The sequence below is a fragment of the Chitinibacter sp. GC72 genome (assembly GCF_009760905.1).
In the GTDB taxonomy this organism is placed as follows: domain Bacteria; phylum Pseudomonadota; class Gammaproteobacteria; order Burkholderiales; family Chitinibacteraceae; genus Chitinibacter.
In genome coordinates this window covers 174,332-190,279 of record NZ_VIRW01000003.1, presented here as the reverse complement: position 1 = coordinate 190,279, position 15,948 = coordinate 174,332, and the positions used below count along the sequence as shown (strand labels likewise).

Genomic DNA, 15,948 nt, shown 5'->3' with positions numbered 1-15,948 from the left:
TTACTTGGGCGACCAGCGTACATTGAGCATGCCATTCACGCCCAAAGTGCCGTAGTCGTACACCTGCGTGTACGTTTTATCAAAGACATTGTTGACCCGCGCAGCAAGCGTCCAGTCCTTGCTGAGCTGGTATTCGGCCAGCAGATGGGTCAAGGCATAGCCGCCCAACGTCACGCGGCCCACGCCATACACATCGTCATAACGCTGGCCTTGCAGCTGAACCTCGGTACGCACCCGCCACGCCGACTGGCTAAAGCCCGCGTAAATCAGGCCACTCTGGCGCGCGCGCAGCTCAAGCTGGCGATCGGCTTTCTGATCCAGCGCATCCAGATAATCAAAGCTCAAGCCCGCCTCGAAACCATCGCTGGCCCAATCTGCCGTCAGCGTCAGGCCGGAAAGTTTGACCTTATCCACATTGGCAATGTGATTTTGCTGATTCAGGATGAAGTTTTTCACCTGATTGCGATACACCGTTGCGCCCAGTTGCAGGCTGCTGGTCTGATAACGGGCAAACAATTCGCCGCCAGCTGATTCCTGCGGCTTCAGATGCGGATTACTCCAGCCTGGGTAGTACAGCTGATTGAAGGTCGGCGCCTGATAGCCCGTGCCATAGCTGCCGCCCAGCTGCAGGCCGTGATTCACCTGCCAGGACGCGCCCAGCGTGCCGGTGGTCTGACGACCGAATTGCGAATTGTCATCGCTGCGCACATTGGCTTGCAGTGTAACCGCGCCCAGATTGGCCAGATAGCCACCGAGCACACTATTGATGCGTCGCTGCGTCACGTCGTATTTGGTAGTGCCCGCCACATTTTGCGCCAGCGTTTCCAGCGCCAGCGTCAGCACGCCGGGGCCAGCCTGCAGATTGTTTTGCCATGAAAGTTGGGTTTGCCGTGTTTTAAAGCGGCTTTCTTCCTTGGCCCAGGCGCTAGGCGGCTGATAGCTGTAGCTATCGTCAATGCTGGTGCCAGCCAGCAATTTGCTCTGCCAGGCATCAGTCAGCTGATGCTCGCTCCAGACGCTGGCGGCCAGATTGGTGCCATGATCGCGGTAATCGTAGTATTTGCTGGTTGACGTATTGTCGTACTGATTGGCCACTTTGGCGTACAGCAGGTTGGCACCGAAAGCGTTGGCAGCATTGAGCTGATGGCTGGCGCTCAATGACAGGCTGTTGTTTTCATAGCCGTCGTCGTCGGCGTTGAATTTCTGGTATTTGGGCAAGACCAGCGCGCTGCCGCCATCGGTCTTGCTGTGTGCTACGCCAATGGCGTAACGCGTTTGCTCGTTACCACCAGAGAAGCTGGCGCTGGCTTCAACGCTGTTTTGCGTGCCATAGCCCACGGCCATACTGGGCGTAAAACCTTTGCCGCCGCGCTTGGTGAAAATCTGGATCACGCCGCCGATGGCATCTGCGCCATACAAGCTGGCTGCCGGACCACGCAGAATCTCGATCCGGTCCACTTGTGCCAGCGGAATATGCTGTAGTGCAGCGCCGCCCGAGGTGGCCGAGCCATAGCGCACGCCGTCGATCAGCACCACGGTCTGACTGGAATTGGCACCGCGGATAAACACGGCCATATTTTTGCCCGCGCCGCCGTTGCTCATCATTTGCAAACCGGGCTGTCTGGCCAGCAATTCGGGCAGGCTGGCGCTGGCTTGGGTTTCAATCTGCGCGCGCTCGATCACTGTCACATCGCCCACCACTTCACGGGCGGGCTGCGCAATGCGGGCTGCGGTGACGACAATTTCGTCGAGCTGGGTGATTTCAGCGTGCGCCATGGCCGAAAGAGCCGACAAACATACTAGGTATAGCTTGGAAAAACGCGTATTCATTAGAGCCTCCGGCAATACACCCTCAGTGTATTGCATCAATAAAACGGCAGGAGACTCGGAAAAAGGAAACAGCAGGCAGGCCGCGCGGCCACCGGATCTGTCGCCACGGTCACCCTGCCGCAGGAATCCGCCACGCACCCATAGGCAGGCACGCTGACGAGCAAGGCCGGTATCCGGACTGATCAGTGGCCACAGCAGCGCATTGCGCCAACTGAATGGACAATCATTCGCCTTCCCATTTCATCGCCTTGAACAGGCCGAAACAGTGGCTGCGCCTGATACACGCAGGAATGATCTTGACTGATTTACCGTTGCAGGGGCAGTACAGGCTTTTCACCTGTTTCCCGTTTAAAGGTGCCGAAAGTCATGCTTTCGCCCACCTCACCATTGCTGGCGCGCATTGTAGCCCAAAGCCTGCGCCGATACCTGTCTTGAATATGACATGGCGCACCGGCAGCGATTTAGATTTTCTCTATCGAGCACATAGCCAAATACAATCAGCGCCGCCCATTGCGGGCAATGAGCAGTAAGAATATGATCCATATCAAATTTCACAAATTACTGTAAATTCAAAATCTACATGAACCTCACACCACTCATTCAATCTTTTGTGCTGCACTTTGGCGAAATGGGCAGCCATTGGGGCATTAACCGCACCGTCGGCCAGATGTATGCGCTGCTATTTGTCAGCGAAAAGCCGCTGAACGCCGACGAAATGGCCGAGGCGCTGGGCTTTTCGCGCTCGAATATTTCGATGGGACTTAAAGAACTGGTGTCGTGGCGGCTGGTGAAACTGCAGCACCTGCCGGGTGATCGGCGCGAATACTATTCAACGCCCGACGATGTGTGGGTGATTTTTCAAACGCTGGCCGAAGAGCGCAAAAAGCGTGAAGTCGACCCCACGCTGACCATGTTGCGCGGCGCATTGCTGGAAACGCCAAGCAACGACGCCGACAAACACGCGCAAGCGCGAATGGCGCAAATGCACGATCTGATCGATTTGACCACCAGCTGGTTTAGCGATATTCAGCGCCTGGACGTCGAAACCCTGCAAAAGCTGATGAAGCTGGGCGCGCAGGTGCAGAAATTTCTCGAACTCAAGCAAAAGCTGCCCGCTTTTCTGGGCGGCACCGATTCCAGTAACAGCCCAGAGAGCAAGGACTAATCATGTCGCCCGATGCTTTAACCCTACTTGATCCTGTGGTGCTGGCGCGCATCCAGTTTGCCGCCAATATCACCTTCCATATTTTATTCCCGACCATCAGCATTGCCATGGGTTGGGTGCTGCTGTTTTTCAAGCTGCGCTTTAACGCCACGGGTGACGAAAAATGGCTGGCGGCATATGGCTTCTGGGTGAAAATCTTTGCGCTGACCTTTGCGCTGGGCGTGGTCAGCGGCATCACGATGAGTTTTCAGTTTGGCACCAACTGGCCCGGCTATATGAAAACGGTGGGCAATATTGCCGGGCCACTGTTGGCCTATGAAGTGCTGACCGCGTTTTTCCTTGAGGCCACTTTCCTGGGCATTATGTTGTTCGGCCAGAAAAAGGTGAGCAACCGGATGCATACATTGGCTACGGTGCTGGTAGCGGGCGGCACGACGCTGTCGGCATTCTGGATTATTGTGCTCAACTCCTGGATGCAAACGCCAACCGGCTTTGAAATGATCAATGGCCAGGCACATGTTACCAGCTGGCTGGCGGTGATTTTCAACCCGTCGATGCCGTATCGCCTCACGCATATGCTGCTCGCCTCTGGCCTGACCGTGGCGTTTCTGATTGCCGGTGTGTCGGCATTTCAATGGCTCAAAGGCCAGCGCCAGGCCGCCGTGCAGGCGGCGCTGAAAACCGGTGTTTTTCTGGCTGCGGCGCTGATTCCGCTGCAAATCTTAGTTGGCGATATGCATGGTCTGAACACCATGCAGCATCAGCCGGCCAAACTGGCGGCCATTGAAGGCGTGTGGCACACCGAACGTGGCGCGCCGCTGCTGCTGTTTGCGCTGCCCAATAGCGAAACACGCAGCAATGATTACGCCATCGGCATTCCCAAAGTGGCCAGCCTGATTCTGACTCATGAGCTGGACGGTGAAATCAAAGGCCTGAACGAGTTTGCCGAGCACCCTCCCGTTGCCAAAGTATTCTGGGCTTTCCGCGTGATGGTGGGGGTGGGTATGTTGATGCTACTGGCGAGCTGGCTGGCCGCGTGGCAGATACGTCGCAATGGCGAACCACAGCCGCTGGTGAGCAAGCTGCTGATCGGCATGACCTTTAGCGGCTGGATTGCCACCGTGGCAGGCTGGTACGTCACCGAAATTGGCCGCCAGCCGTGGCTGGTGCAAGGTGTACTGAAAACCGCCGATGCGATTTCCAGTGTGCCTAGCGGCATGGTGCTGAGCACCTTGCTGATGTATCTGGCGCTGTATGTGTTCTTGCTGGCGTCCTATATCTCGGTCGTCTTTTATCTAGCCAAAAAAGCTGGTCAGCCAGCTGGGGAGCACTAATCATGCTGACAACGATTGATCTGGCCCACTGGCTACCCGTGATTTTTGCCGCATTGATGGTGATTTCGATGTTCGCCTATGTCATTCTCGATGGGTATGACCTTGGCGTAGGCATTCTGCTTGAGCTTGAGAGCAATACCCACGAGAAAGACAAAATGATTGCCGCCATTGGCCCCTTCTGGGATGCCAATGAAACCTGGCTGGTGCTCGGCGTGGGCCTGCTGCTGGTGGCTTTTCCGCTGGCGCATGGCGTGATTCTCACGGCGCTGTATCTGCCGGTGGCGCTGATGCTGCTCGGGCTGATTTTGCGCGGTGTGGCGTTTGATTTTCGCGTTAAAGCGCAAGCGCATCATCAACCACTGTGGAATCGACTGTTCTTCGTCGGCTCGCTGCTGGCCACGGTTTCCCAAGGCGTGATGCTGGGGCGTTATCTCACCGGCTTTGCCCCCGGCTGGGGCGCGTGGGGCTTTGCGCTCTTGGTCGGCGCGAGTCTGGCCGCTGCGTACGCGCTGATTGGCGCGAGCTGGCTGATCATGAAATCGACCGGCGCATTGCAACAACGCGCAGTCGTATGGGCGCAACGCAGCGTGTGGTTTGCCGCTTTGGCGGCGGTGCTGGTGTCCATTGCAACGCCTTGGGTCAGCCCACGCGTATTTGATTTGTGGTTTTCGCTGCCCAATGTTTTCCTGCTCGCGCCCGTGCCGATCATGAGCGCCGCGCTATTTGGCGTGATCGCCTATTCGCTACCCAAACTTGCGCAACGTCAGCGCAATGGCAATGATAATTTCTGCTGGATTCCCTTCGCCGCCACGGTAGGGATTGTGCTGCTGTCGTTCTTTGGCTTGGTGTACAGCATCTTCCCACATCTGGTGATTGACCAGCTCACCATCTGGCAAGCCGCCAGCAGCACCGAGGCACTGCTGATTATGTTCTTCGGCGCAGCACTGGTACTCCCCACCATCATCGGCTACACGATTTATTCGTACCGGGTGTTCTGGGGTAAGGCGGGCGAGTTAAGTTACCAGTAACGACCAACAACACGCACTGCAAGGGCGGCTGATTCGCGGCGCCAATGCAGTGCTAGGCGCCCCACAGTTTCTGACAAGTTGCGCACATAAGACGACATCAGCGCGTAACCATCCTCACCCCTAGCAGGCTGGTATGATGCGGTTTTCCCATATATCTGAACGATGATGGATCGCGACATTACTCTGAATATTCAGCAACAGCACCCCGATATGCGGGTGCGATTTTTATTGTCGAAAATACTCAAGCACCAGAGTTATTCGGAGCGAAAAAGCCGGCGTCTTAAGCGCACGACCTATGTGCTGAAGTTTTCCATGCTGGCACTGGCGGCAGCATCCACGGTGGTGCTGGGGCTGGATGTGGCCGTTTTGCTGCCGTATGCCAAAAATATTGCGCTAGTACTGGGCGCGATCATGACTTTGCTGGGCGGGATTGCCAGCTTTTTGAATATTGAAGAATATTGGATGCGCAATAATGCGATTCACTTGCGGCTCAAGGGATTGCATGATCGGCTGGTGTATCTGTCGGCTGATCTACAGCGCATTGAAGAGGACGCATTGCAAAGCCTAATCAATGATTATCAGGCCATTACCGAGAGCAATATCAACTACTGGCATGAAGCGATTGCCGAACGCAATGCAGCGTAATTCAGAATGACCGCGATTTATTACCAGCCGCGCCGCCACTATCGCTACACCCTGGCGAAGTCTTGCGAATTTGAGCTTGGCTGGCAGTTGCCGCAGCCGGTTGAATCGCCTTTTATTAGCCTTAGTCGCGATGGCAGACTGCGTCTGGCCGAGCGCTACGCCTGGGACGGGGCGAGCGGGCCTATGCCCGACCTACCCAGCATTATGCGGGCTTCATTACTACACGACGCGCTGTATCAGCTGATGCGCGAGGGCCACCTGGATCGCCAGCGCTTTCGCCGCTCTGCCGATCAATTGCTACTGCAGGCGTGCCGGGCTGACGGAATGAATGTGCTGCTGGCCTATTGGGTGTATGCCTGCGTGCGGCTGTTTGGCGAGCGCCATGCTCGCAGCAATATGAAGACGCTTGCCAACCCATCGCTGCACGATACCCAGCAAAGTATTGCCACAGAGCGCAATTAATGATTATCCTGCAAGCATATACCCCACCACTACAATATTAGCGCCGTTGGCGAACAATTTCATAAAGACAGATCGCTGCGGCGTGGCCCACATTGAGCGATTCGATCCCCGCCTGCATCGGAATCAGGATTTTGGTGTCGGCCAGTTGTGCCATCTGTGCTGAAACCCCGAGGCCTTCCGAGCCCATCACCAGAGCCAGATCACCCCGCAAATCGCTTACGTATAAATCCTGCGCCGCCTCATCGAGCAGACTGGCCGCAATCTTGCCGCAAAATTGCTGCGCCAGCGCGGGCAAATCGACGTTTTCAATGCAGGGCAAAACCACCTGCGCCCCCATGCCCGCGCGCAGAACCTTGGGCGACCAGATGTCGGCGCAAGCGGCCGATAACCACACCTGATCGACGCCTGCGGCATGGGCAGTACGCAAAATGGCACCGACATTGCCGGGGTCCTGCACCCCGTCGAGCAAGAGGCACAGGCCATCGTGCCGTGGCACTTGCGGCGCGGGAATGGCCACCAGCGCCAGAATGCCGCTGTGGCTGGGCAATTCGCTTAATGATTCAAACAGCGCATCGGCCAGCATAAGACATTTCATGCCTTGAGACTCACAGCGCGCTAGCAGCGTGGCGATTTCTGGCTTTTGCGCGCCAGCAGCAGTCACAAACACCGTTTGCAGGGCCTGCCCGGCGTCAAGCCAGGCCGCTAGTAAATGCGCGCCATCGAGCAGGGTCAGCCCGGATTTGCTGCGCTCGCGCCGAGACTGGCTGAGTTTCAGCGCGAGCTTGTATTGAGGATTTTGCAAAGAAGTGATTGTTTCCATAATGCCCGATGTGCGGTAAACCGATGTGCAAAAAACCTACCCCAATTGCTCCTGCGCTCAGTGTTGAAAGTGCGTTGGCACGACGTACGAACCTGGAGCCGGGCAGGCTTATTTATGATGGCGGGCATTATGCGCCAAAGCGCGGCTGGTGAGGGTGCTGATTTGCTTGAAATGCTGATATTGATAGTCGGACACCTGGCCTGTGCTGCCCGGATCGGCGTACAGAATGCCCAGCGGCTTGTCGGCGACAAAAATCGACATCGCGCAAAAACCGTCGGCCAATACCTGCTCGCGAAACTCGCTGGGTAAGAGTGGCCGGTATTGCGCGGCATTACCTGCGTTAAGCCAGATGCTGCTGGGCTTTTGCAGCAAGCGGGTAAAGAGGTGCATCTCCTGCAGCGAAATCACCATCTTGCGCAGCGCATCGGTATCGCTGCCTTGCACATAGCGTGAGCGCAAGGTATTTTCACCGGCCATAAACAGGGCGAAGACAATACGCTGCATGCCCAGCCCGTCGGCAATGGCCTTGATGCTCAGCGACATCACCTGATTGGTTGGTGCGCCCTGAATACCAGCCAGATGCAGCGCCTGCATTCTTTCAACCAGGACGTCTTTTTCCACTTTTTCCGGCTCGGCCACCGCAGAAGCTGCTTTTTTGACCACCGGAACCGGCCAGTCACCAGGCTGCATCACCAGCCAGCGCGCAGGGCTGAAAAAAGGCCCCTGCTCGCCCAGCTGCCGGGTGAGGCGTAGTAAATATTTGGTCAAGGTGCGCCAGACATCGCCGACTTCCTGCCCCAGAATCAGCGCCATAGTCTGCAAATGGCTTTGTAATTGCGGCTGCCACCAGCCCTGTTCAAGCAGCTCGACCGCGGCGAGCAATGCTTTATGCAAAGCGTAGCGTGGCGTCGGCTCGGCCATGATGCCAAGCAAATCGGTCACCGCCACCGGATACTGCCACGCCTGCAAGAGCTGGCTGACATTAACACTCGCATCAGCAATCCCGATGGCTGGCGCGCGCGCCAATATGGGCAAAATCTGCTGCAAGGGCTGGAGTAAGGCCGCAATCTGCACCACATCCACTTTGGAGTCATAGCGCTGGGTGGCCAATTCATGCGCCAGCTTGCGCTGAACCCGGGCTTGAAAAACCCACTTCAATAGTTGCGAATATTCCTGCTGCAACGCGGGCAGCATGACACTCTCCACCGTGGCATGCCTCGCAAAGCGATCCAGAAACGGGACAACACCAATGAGCAAAATAGCGCTTTCAATCGCCGCAATATCGGCGGTTAATGCCGTTTTATTGCGGTGATTGACCGTGCGCAGCAACTGGGCAGCCAGCAAAGGGTCTTGCAACACCACCTCAGCGATTTCTGCCGGCTTGATCTTGTCTGCACGGCGCACCATATTGATGATCTGGTTGCGCGAGGCCTGCAAAATCGGCAAGGGCTTGTTCAGCCAGGCTTGATATCCGGTGGCTACATCTGCCATATCAGTAACTTCCCGTTTTTCCAGTCGTGCAATGGTAGGGTTTGTGTGGGTTCTTGCTCATCGATCGCAAAACTATTGCTGATCAAAATAGCACCTTCTTTCATTTCGGCTCTGGCTTTGCGCCATAAATCCGGCATCGCCGCAGGCGAGAGGTAGGCGTAAATGCAATCGTAGTCAGCAAAATCGAGTGTCTGGTAATCGGCACGCAACCAGCCAATGTGCGAATCCAGCGTGCAGCGCCCCATCAGCCAGGGCAGCAACGCCATCTCGACGCCGGATAATTGCAAATCCGACCTATGCTGCGCCAGATAAGCCAGCACCCGCCCAGTCCCTGCTCCTACATCGAGAAAGCGCTGCCTGGGTTTGATAGTTTTCGCCAGAGCTTCCAAAGCTTGCTGCTCGGATAAAAACAAGGGCACTCTGGACGCTGAAATCCGGCCAAAAATCAGCCAGGTCAAAACAAAAGCAAGCAAAAACCAGTAACTATCAATCTGCAATTGCGTGGTGAGAAATACAGCAGGTAAAAAAGCCAGATGAATCCATGACCACCAGACTTCCTCATGCCAAACACGCGCCAGCGTAAAAGCAGCTACTGCTGCCAGGCCAATTGCAATTGGTAAAGGCCATTGAAAATATAGCCCCGCCAACAAAGGGGTGACAGCAAGGGCTTGAATCAGCAAGAACAAACGGGCAGGCTTGGCAAACATGGGACTGCACTTATTCGGTTGGCGCACTTATTCGGCTGGCGCAGGCGCAGGATCAACAGGCTGGGCTTCTTGCTCGCCCGCCTGCTCGCGTATATCGGTTTCAGCTTCTTTATTGAGCACTACAATGCTGATTCGGCGATTAATCGGGTTATAGATATTGTCTTTATCAAGCGGAATGACATCGCCAAAACCGTTGACCCGCAATATCTTGCCCGGATCCAGCCCACCTAGAATCAACTCGCGCCGCGATGAATTGGCTCGCTCAGACGATAGCTCCCAGTTGGTAAATCCCGCAGCTCCGCCAGCAAACTTGCTACTGTCGGTATGTCCAGAGAGCGAAACGGCGTTAGGCACTTCATTGAGCAGCTGGGCGATTTCTTGCAAAATACCATGCGCGAAGTCTTCCAGCTCGGAGCTGCCCGATTTGAACATCGGGCGATTCTGTTCATCAACGATCTGGATTCGCAGCCCTTCAGCGACCATATCCAGCTTGAGCTGATTTTTATATTTGGCCAGCGTTGAGTTTTCCTTGATTTTATTATCCATCAAGGCCTCAAACTTCTGCTTGAGCGCCGAAAGGCGTCGCTTGTCTTTGGCGGCTTCTGTCTGCGTTGGCGGATCACCTTTTTTGACTTGACCAGACTCTTTCGTCAAATCATTGCCACCACCCTGAATAACCGTATCGGACTCACCCGCGCCAGAACCACCTGCATTGGCAATTTTGACCGGATTGGAAAAATAATCGGAAACGCCTTTTAAATTGCCTTTCGACACCGAGCCCAGCAGCCACATCAATAGAAAAAAGGCCATCATTGCCGTTACAAAATCGGCATAGGCAATCTTCCATGCACCACCATGGTGACCATGCCCACCTTTCTTGATTTTTTTAACAACTATGGGGCGCTGGGAATCGTCGCTCATTATTCATCCATCATGCAGGTAATGTTGATTGGCTTACTTACTTGCCTTTAGCATTTTTGACAAAATCTTCCAGCTCTTTAAACGATGGCCGCTCGGTTGAAGACAATGCTTTCCGCCCAAATTCGACAGCCACTTGCGGCGCATAGCCATTCAGACTGGCAAGCAAGGTCACTTTGATTGTTTGTAGCACTTGATGCATTTCTGCATTTTTCGTTTCCATGACCTGAGCCAAAGGACCAAAGAACCCATAGGCAAGCCAGATACCCAAAAATGTACCTACCAAGGCGGCACCAATCAATTTACCTAATTCTGTCGGTGGCAGATGAAGTGAACCCATCACATTCACCACCCCCATAACAGCAGCAACAATACCGAATGCAGGTAGACCATCCGCCAGTTTGGTCATGGCCGATGCCGGTGCCTCTGCTTCATGGTGATGGGCATCAATCTCGACATCCATCAGGTTTTCGATCTCAAACGCGTTTAAATTACCCCCCACCATCAGGCGCAAATAGTCGCAGATAAATTCTGTGACGTGATGATCGTGGGAAATTTTGGGATATTTGGAGAAAATCGGACTAGCATGAGGATCTTCAACATCGCCCTCAATCGACATCAAGCCTTCCTTACGAACCTTGGCCAGCAGCTCGAAAAGGCAGGCAAATAAGTCCATGTAGAAGGGCTTACCATAGGGTGAGCCTTTAAAAATCGGTGGAATGGCTTTCAAAAAAGCCTTCATGCCCTTGCCGCCCTGCGCGGCAATCATGCCGCCGATAGCGCCGCCGAAAATAATCACAAGCTCAAGCGGTTGCCATAAAATCTTCAAATTACCGCCGTGCGCGGCATATGCACCCAAAATACAAGCGCACATGAAAATGTAGCCAATAATTACGAACATGGAGCCGTGCCCTATTTTTCGTTATCAAACCCACCACCAGCGTATCTGATGTGGCTTCAAAACCATCTTAATTGATACATAAATCGAGTAACAACCTAAATCGGACTAAAACAGCTTGGTTTGCATTAATGCTGCACGAACCGGTGCAAACGATCTCCGATGACACGCAGTTGCTCCTAGGGCTTTCAAATTAGCCAGATGCAAAGCTGTACCATAGCCCTTGTGCTGTGCAAACCCGTAGCCTGGATATTGGGCTTCCAATTCTTGCGCTTCGGCATCTTTGGCAACCTTTGCCAATACTGAAGCAGCTGATATTTGCAGCACTTTGGCATCCCCCTGAACAATAGCCTGAGCAGGAATAGCGAGCTGAGGTATGCGATTACCGTCGATCAAAGCCTGATCGGCAGCCACTGACAAACCAGCTATCGCGCGCTGCATTGCCTGCATGGTCGCCTGCAAAATATTAAGCCGGTCAATTTCTTCCACCGAGGCCGACGCGACACACCAGGCAATCGCATCCCGCTTGATGGCGATGGCCAGTTGCTCGCGTTTGCTTGCACTTAGTTTTTTTGAATCTGTTAACCCTTCACACAGCCAATACTCAGGCAAAATCACTGCCGCAGCAAAAACAGAACCCGCCAAAGGGCCCCGGCCTGCCTCATCAACGCCGCAAATATGCATAGCTATGCCCTCTTCTGCAAAAGACTCTGGATTGCAGTTGCAGCACGCTCACTGGCAGAGCAGCGCATACTCAGGTGCAAATCGGTAAATTTGTCAGCAATTTTGCTTCGCAGTGCTTTATCAGATAAATAGTTACTGATGGCCAATGCCAGATTTTCACTATTTGCATCGGACTGCAAGAATTCAGGGACCAAGAACTGCTTGCTAATAATATTGGGCAAACTGACATAGGGCAGCAAATATTTGCGTTTAACGATTCGGTACGTCATATCGGAAACACGATATGCCACTACTGTCGGACGTTTTGCCAGCATGGACTCCAAAGCAGCAGTTCCCGAAGCCAGCAGAACGACATCAGAAGCAGACATGGCATCGTGCGAATGACCAAACATCAGACGCCAATTCAAATGCTGCACGCCTTGCCGCCAGATTTCCTGCTCAAAAATCTGGCGCGTCTCACGGGTAATAAAAGGCACAAGAAAAACCAGACCTGGGTACTGCTGCTCGAGCTTGCTGCAAGTTTCAATAAACAAGGGCGCAAGAGCCAAAACTTCACGCTGGCGGCTGCCCGGCAACACAGCAAGCACTTGGGCATTCTGGGCAATATTCAGGATTTCCCGGGTTTGGGTTGCATTACTCTGCACAGGCATCTGATCAGCCAATGGATGACCGACATAAGTTGCAGGAACGCCAGCCTGCTCATAGATAGCCTTCTCAAACGGCAGAATCAACAGAATATGATTAACGGCGGCCTTGATTTTTTTGATACGCTCAGGGCGCCAGGCCCAAATAGACGGGCTAACATAATGAACAGTGGGAATCCCCATCCGTTTGATTTTCCGCGCCAAACCAAGATTAAAATCAGGGGCATCGATTCCAATAAACAAATCTGGCTTACTGGCCTTGCAACTGTCCACTAGTCGGGCGCGCAAATGCAGCAAGACAGGAAGATGCTTGATGACTTCCACAATTCCGCCTACTGAAAGCGTTTCCATCGGTTCGATTGTTTTGGCGCCAGCGGCTAGCATTTTGGGGCCTGCGACGCCGATAAACTCAGCGGTGGGAAATCTTGCTTTCAATTCTGCAATTAATGAAGCCCCAAGTAAATCTCCGGATGCTTCACCAGCTACGATTGCAATTTTTGGCCAAGAGGATGGATTAAAATTGAATTCCGACATTAGCAATTAGCGAACAATGCCACGGTTAGAGAGTGCGAAAAACCGAACGAAGGCCATCAAAGCAGCATCTGATTGTGCTTGCTCTTGAATTTGAGCAACTGCGTCATCGTATGAAATACCAGAACGATACAGCAAGCGATAAGCCGATTTAACCGCTTTGATATCTGACTCATTGAAACCCCGACGCTTCATTCCTTCGGCATTAAACCCACGAGCAATCGCCCTGTTTCCTTCGCACATCACAAAAGGGGGTAAATCCTGAACGATAATTGAACCGCCACCAGCCATGGCATGTTCACCAATTGTGCAAAATTGATGTACCGCAGTTAAACCGCCCAGAATGGCATAGTCACCTACCGTGACATGACCTGCCAAAGTGGCACTATTAGCCAGAATAACATGATGGCCCAGTACGCAGTCATGCGCAATGTGCGCGTAGGCCATAATCCAGTTGTCATCGCCAACCCGTGTTATACCGTTGTCTTGTGCAGTGCCTGTTGATACGGTGACATTATGGAAAAAAGTATTGCCATGACCAATCTCAAGCAGAGTTGGTTCATTCGCGTACTTTTTGTCCTGAGGATCACAGCCAATTGCGCAGTAAGGATAAAACCGGTTATTTTTGCCGATCTTTGTGTTTCCTGTAATCACGCAATGCGAATCAATCACAGTCCCGGCGTCAATTTGCACCTTAGGTCCAATAATCGAAAATGGGCCGACAGTAACATCCTCGGCCAAAACAGCTTGTGGATCGATAATCGCACTAGGGTGAATATTTGCCATCAGTAAATTCCTGTCAAACTTCGCGCTGGGCACACATCAAATCAGCTTCACAAGCCAATTCATCGCCGACATAGGCCTTTGCCGAATATTTCCAGATGCCACGTTTTGACGCTGTAATTTCAGCTGTCAAAATTAGCTGATCACCCGGAATAACTTGCCGCTTGAATCGGGCATTATCGATTCCGGCATAGAATAAAATGGTGTTTTTTGATGGTGGTGGATTAATACTCTTAAATGTCAGTACTCCAGCCGCCTGTGCCAAAGCCTCCAGGATCAATACGCCAGGCATTACAGGATAACCGGGGAAATGTCCCTGAAAAAATGGCTCATTCATTGATACATTCTTGATTGCCTTCACTGACTTTCCAGCTTCCAACTCGAGCACGCGGTCAACCAACAGGAATGGGTAGCGATGTGGCAAATGCTCCATAATTCCTACAATTTCAATTGGTGTCACAACTCTCTCCCTGTTCTGTCTGTTGTTCAATACATTTTTCTAAATATCTTATTCGCTTGGCCAATTGATCCAATTTTCGCAAGTGAACCATATTTTTAAGCCAAGTATTATGCGGGACAATTGGCACTCCGGATGCATAAACGCCACTTTCTTCAATCGAGGATGGCACTGCACTGGCAGCAAGCAATGTCACTCTATCAGTGATCGTGAGATGCCCACCAATCAGAACGCCACCGCCAATCAAACAATTTTCGCCAATTACTGCAGAACCCGCGACCCCCGTACAAGCGGCAATCGCAGTATGCCTGCCCACTCTCACATTGTGCGCAATTTGAATCTGGTTATCCAAACGAACACCTGATGCGATAACCGTATCGTCCAGAGCTCCGCGATCAATTGTGGTGTTTGCTCCAACTTCAACGCAATCACCGATAATAACACGGCCAATTTGTGGAATTCGCTCCCAATGGTCACCTGCCCAAGCGTTGCCAAATCCATCAGAACCGATCACTGCACCGGCATGGATAACGCAGTCTTGCCCAATCTCTGATTCTGAATAAATCACCACATTGGGCATAATGATCGAATGAGCACCTATTGTGGATTCGCGCCCCACAAATACACCCGCTTTGAGCTGCGCGCCATCGGCAATCCGCACATTCTCCTCAATTACAACATTGGGTCCAATCTCTACACCTTGACCAAGGATGGCAGAGTCGGCAATCACCGCACTGGCATGGACTGAACCATTTGATTTGGGAAGGGGGTGGAACAAATTCGAAACTCGGGAAAAAACCAAGGCTGGGTCATTGCAAACCAGATACGATTTCGTTTCAGGCAAACCATCTGCGTTTTTGACGATAACGGCAGAACACGAACTTTCGAGCAAGCTACTGGCCAATTTTGCATTCGCGAGATAACAAATCTCACCTGCATTCGCCGATTTTAATGATGAAACGTCATGAATAAGTTGATCTTCACCGACCAAAACAGCAGAAAATTGACCTGCCAACTCAAGCAAGCTGATTTTTTTCCCTGACATTATTTATCCACCAACTGACGTAACACCTTATCGGTAATATCTAATTTGGGGTTTCTATAAACTGCGTCTTGCAAAATGACGTCAAATTTCTCTTGTTCGGCAATATTGCGAATTGCGATATTTACGCGATCCTGCAGCCCTGATAACTCCTCATTTCTTCTGGAGTTCAAATCCTCATTAATTTCACGCTGAATACGCTGGAAATCCTGATTGAGCTTTAACAGCTCCCGCTCTTTTGATCGGCGCTCGCTTTCGGAAAGACTGCCTTTATCAAGTAACTGTTGCACTGCCTTTCCCTGCATGGAAACTCGTTGAAGCTCAATACGGCGAGGCTCGAATTCTTTTTCCAGTTTCTTTGATGCACGAACAGCAGGTGCGGCCTCACGCAAAATACGCTGTGTATCAACAAAGCCGATACGCATATCTGCCAAAGCAACTTGTGACAAGCCAAATGAAACCATCAGAGCACAAAAGATGTATCGAATACCCATCAGTTTTTTTCTCAT

General features: G+C 52.6%; 17 protein-coding genes and 1 riboswitch. Of the genes, 5 read left to right on the top strand and 12 right to left on the bottom strand.

What is annotated here, in order from left to right:
• Positions 1-1,830: a TonB-dependent receptor domain-containing protein gene (locus FLS37_RS04285; protein ID WP_198314478.1), complete on the bottom strand. Its 1,830-nt coding sequence runs from the start codon at positions 1,828-1,830 to the stop codon at positions 1-3.
• A 146-nt stretch (positions 1,831-1,976) separates the two neighbouring features.
• Positions 1,977-2,234: riboswitch (cobalamin riboswitch) on the bottom strand.
• A gap of 176 nt (positions 2,235-2,410) precedes the next feature.
• Here FLS37_RS04285 and FLS37_RS04280 point away from each other — a divergent pair.
• The 5 genes from FLS37_RS04280 to FLS37_RS04260 all read left to right on the top strand — a co-directional run bounded on the left by FLS37_RS04280 (position 2,411) and on the right by FLS37_RS04260 (position 6,464).
• On the top strand, positions 2,411-2,995 hold the full coding sequence (locus FLS37_RS04280) for a GbsR/MarR family transcriptional regulator (RefSeq protein WP_157314699.1): 585 nt from the start codon (positions 2,411-2,413) through the stop codon (positions 2,993-2,995).
• Between the two features lie 2 nt (positions 2,996-2,997).
• Positions 2,998-4,329 (top strand): cytochrome ubiquinol oxidase subunit I, encoded by a 1,332-nt coding sequence (locus FLS37_RS04275; protein ID WP_157314698.1) that lies wholly within the window; start codon positions 2,998-3,000, stop codon positions 4,327-4,329.
• A gap of 2 nt (positions 4,330-4,331) precedes the next feature.
• A complete protein-coding gene (locus tag FLS37_RS04270) occupies positions 4,332-5,357 on the top strand; it encodes a cytochrome d ubiquinol oxidase subunit II (RefSeq protein ID WP_157314697.1) in 1,026 nt (341 codons plus the stop codon).
• A 162-nt stretch (positions 5,358-5,519) separates the two neighbouring features.
• The gene (locus FLS37_RS04265) at positions 5,520-6,002 is read left to right on the top strand and encodes a DUF4231 domain-containing protein (RefSeq protein WP_157314696.1); all 483 of its coding nucleotides are present in this window, start codon (positions 5,520-5,522) and stop codon (positions 6,000-6,002) included.
• Positions 6,003-6,008: 6 nt separating this feature from the next.
• Positions 6,009-6,464 carry a hypothetical protein gene (locus tag FLS37_RS04260; RefSeq protein WP_157314695.1) on the top strand — a complete coding sequence of 152 codons (456 nt, stop codon included), beginning with the start codon at positions 6,009-6,011 and terminating at the stop codon, positions 6,462-6,464.
• Between the two features lie 37 nt (positions 6,465-6,501).
• Here FLS37_RS04260 and FLS37_RS04255 read toward each other — a convergent pair whose 3' ends face one another.
• From FLS37_RS04255 to FLS37_RS04205, 11 genes are all read right to left on the bottom strand, one after another.
• Positions 6,502-7,284, bottom strand: a complete 783-nt coding sequence (locus FLS37_RS04255) for an RNA methyltransferase (protein ID WP_157314694.1) — start codon at positions 7,282-7,284, stop codon at positions 6,502-6,504.
• A gap of 108 nt (positions 7,285-7,392) precedes the next feature.
• Entirely contained in the window at positions 7,393-8,775 is a 1,383-nt protein-coding gene (locus FLS37_RS04250) for an HDOD domain-containing protein (RefSeq protein ID WP_157314693.1), read from the bottom strand.
• On the bottom strand, positions 8,763-9,482 hold the full coding sequence (locus tag FLS37_RS04245; RefSeq protein WP_157314692.1) for a class I SAM-dependent methyltransferase: 720 nt from the start codon (positions 9,480-9,482) through the stop codon (positions 8,763-8,765). The genes FLS37_RS04250 and FLS37_RS04245 overlap by 13 nt, the downstream gene beginning before the upstream one ends.
• Before the next feature lie 27 nt (positions 9,483-9,509).
• Positions 9,510-10,403, bottom strand: a complete 894-nt coding sequence (gene motB, locus FLS37_RS04240) for a flagellar motor protein MotB (RefSeq protein WP_157314691.1) — start codon at positions 10,401-10,403, stop codon at positions 9,510-9,512.
• A 37-nt stretch (positions 10,404-10,440) separates the two neighbouring features.
• On the bottom strand, positions 10,441-11,301 hold the full coding sequence (motA, locus tag FLS37_RS04235) for a flagellar motor stator protein MotA (RefSeq protein ID WP_157314690.1): 861 nt from the start codon (positions 11,299-11,301) through the stop codon (positions 10,441-10,443).
• Between the two features lie 105 nt (positions 11,302-11,406).
• Positions 11,407-11,982, bottom strand: coding sequence for a ribonuclease HII (gene rnhB / locus FLS37_RS04230; protein WP_157314689.1), 576 nt, complete (start codon positions 11,980-11,982; stop codon positions 11,407-11,409).
• A 2-nt stretch (positions 11,983-11,984) separates the two neighbouring features.
• Complete coding sequence (gene lpxB / locus FLS37_RS04225; RefSeq protein ID WP_157314688.1) at positions 11,985-13,160, bottom strand: lipid-A-disaccharide synthase; 1,176 nt, start codon at positions 13,158-13,160, stop codon at positions 11,985-11,987.
• Positions 13,161-13,166: 6 nt separating this feature from the next.
• Entirely contained in the window at positions 13,167-13,943 is a 777-nt protein-coding gene (gene lpxA / locus FLS37_RS04220; protein ID WP_157314687.1) for an acyl-ACP--UDP-N-acetylglucosamine O-acyltransferase, read from the bottom strand.
• A gap of 13 nt (positions 13,944-13,956) precedes the next feature.
• On the bottom strand, positions 13,957-14,373 hold the full coding sequence (fabZ, locus tag FLS37_RS04215; RefSeq protein WP_232522494.1) for a 3-hydroxyacyl-ACP dehydratase FabZ: 417 nt from the start codon (positions 14,371-14,373) through the stop codon (positions 13,957-13,959).
• A 13-nt stretch (positions 14,374-14,386) separates the two neighbouring features.
• Positions 14,387-15,442 carry a UDP-3-O-(3-hydroxymyristoyl)glucosamine N-acyltransferase gene (gene lpxD, locus FLS37_RS04210; protein WP_157314686.1) on the bottom strand — a complete coding sequence of 352 codons (1,056 nt, stop codon included), beginning with the start codon at positions 15,440-15,442 and terminating at the stop codon, positions 14,387-14,389.
• Entirely contained in the window at positions 15,442-15,948 is a 507-nt protein-coding gene (locus tag FLS37_RS04205) for an OmpH family outer membrane protein (RefSeq protein ID WP_232522484.1), read from the bottom strand. Before FLS37_RS04205 ends, lpxD begins: the two co-directional genes overlap by 1 nt.

Coding starts and splice junctions, on each gene's coding strand:
- FLS37_RS04285 (WP_198314478.1), bottom strand. CDS start 1,830: ATGAATACGCGTTTTTCCAAGCTATACCTAGTATGTTTGTCGGCTCTT.
- FLS37_RS04280 (WP_157314699.1), top strand. CDS start 2,411: ATGAACCTCACACCACTCATTCAATCTTTTGTGCTGCACTTTGGCGAA.
- FLS37_RS04275 (WP_157314698.1), top strand. CDS start 2,998: ATGTCGCCCGATGCTTTAACCCTACTTGATCCTGTGGTGCTGGCGCGC.
- FLS37_RS04270 (WP_157314697.1), top strand. CDS start 4,332: ATGCTGACAACGATTGATCTGGCCCACTGGCTACCCGTGATTTTTGCC.
- FLS37_RS04265 (WP_157314696.1), top strand. CDS start 5,520: ATGATGGATCGCGACATTACTCTGAATATTCAGCAACAGCACCCCGAT.
- FLS37_RS04260 (WP_157314695.1), top strand. CDS start 6,009: ATGACCGCGATTTATTACCAGCCGCGCCGCCACTATCGCTACACCCTG.
- FLS37_RS04255 (WP_157314694.1), bottom strand. CDS start 7,284: ATGGAAACAATCACTTCTTTGCAAAATCCTCAATACAAGCTCGCGCTG.
- FLS37_RS04250 (WP_157314693.1), bottom strand. CDS start 8,775: ATGGCAGATGTAGCCACCGGATATCAAGCCTGGCTGAACAAGCCCTTG.
- FLS37_RS04245 (WP_157314692.1), bottom strand. CDS start 9,482: ATGTTTGCCAAGCCTGCCCGTTTGTTCTTGCTGATTCAAGCCCTTGCT.
- motB (WP_157314691.1), bottom strand. CDS start 10,403: ATGAGCGACGATTCCCAGCGCCCCATAGTTGTTAAAAAAATCAAGAAA.
- motA (WP_157314690.1), bottom strand. CDS start 11,301: ATGTTCGTAATTATTGGCTACATTTTCATGTGCGCTTGTATTTTGGGT.
- rnhB (WP_157314689.1), bottom strand. CDS start 11,982: ATGCATATTTGCGGCGTTGATGAGGCAGGCCGGGGCCCTTTGGCGGGT.
- lpxB (WP_157314688.1), bottom strand. CDS start 13,160: ATGTCGGAATTCAATTTTAATCCATCCTCTTGGCCAAAAATTGCAATC.
- lpxA (WP_157314687.1), bottom strand. CDS start 13,943: ATGGCAAATATTCACCCTAGTGCGATTATCGATCCACAAGCTGTTTTG.
- fabZ (WP_232522494.1), bottom strand. CDS start 14,373: ATGGAGCATTTGCCACATCGCTACCCATTCCTGTTGGTTGACCGCGTG.
- lpxD (WP_157314686.1), bottom strand. CDS start 15,442: ATGTCAGGGAAAAAAATCAGCTTGCTTGAGTTGGCAGGTCAATTTTCT.
- FLS37_RS04205 (WP_232522484.1), bottom strand. CDS start 15,948: ATGAGAAAAAAACTGATGGGTATTCGATACATCTTTTGTGCTCTGATG.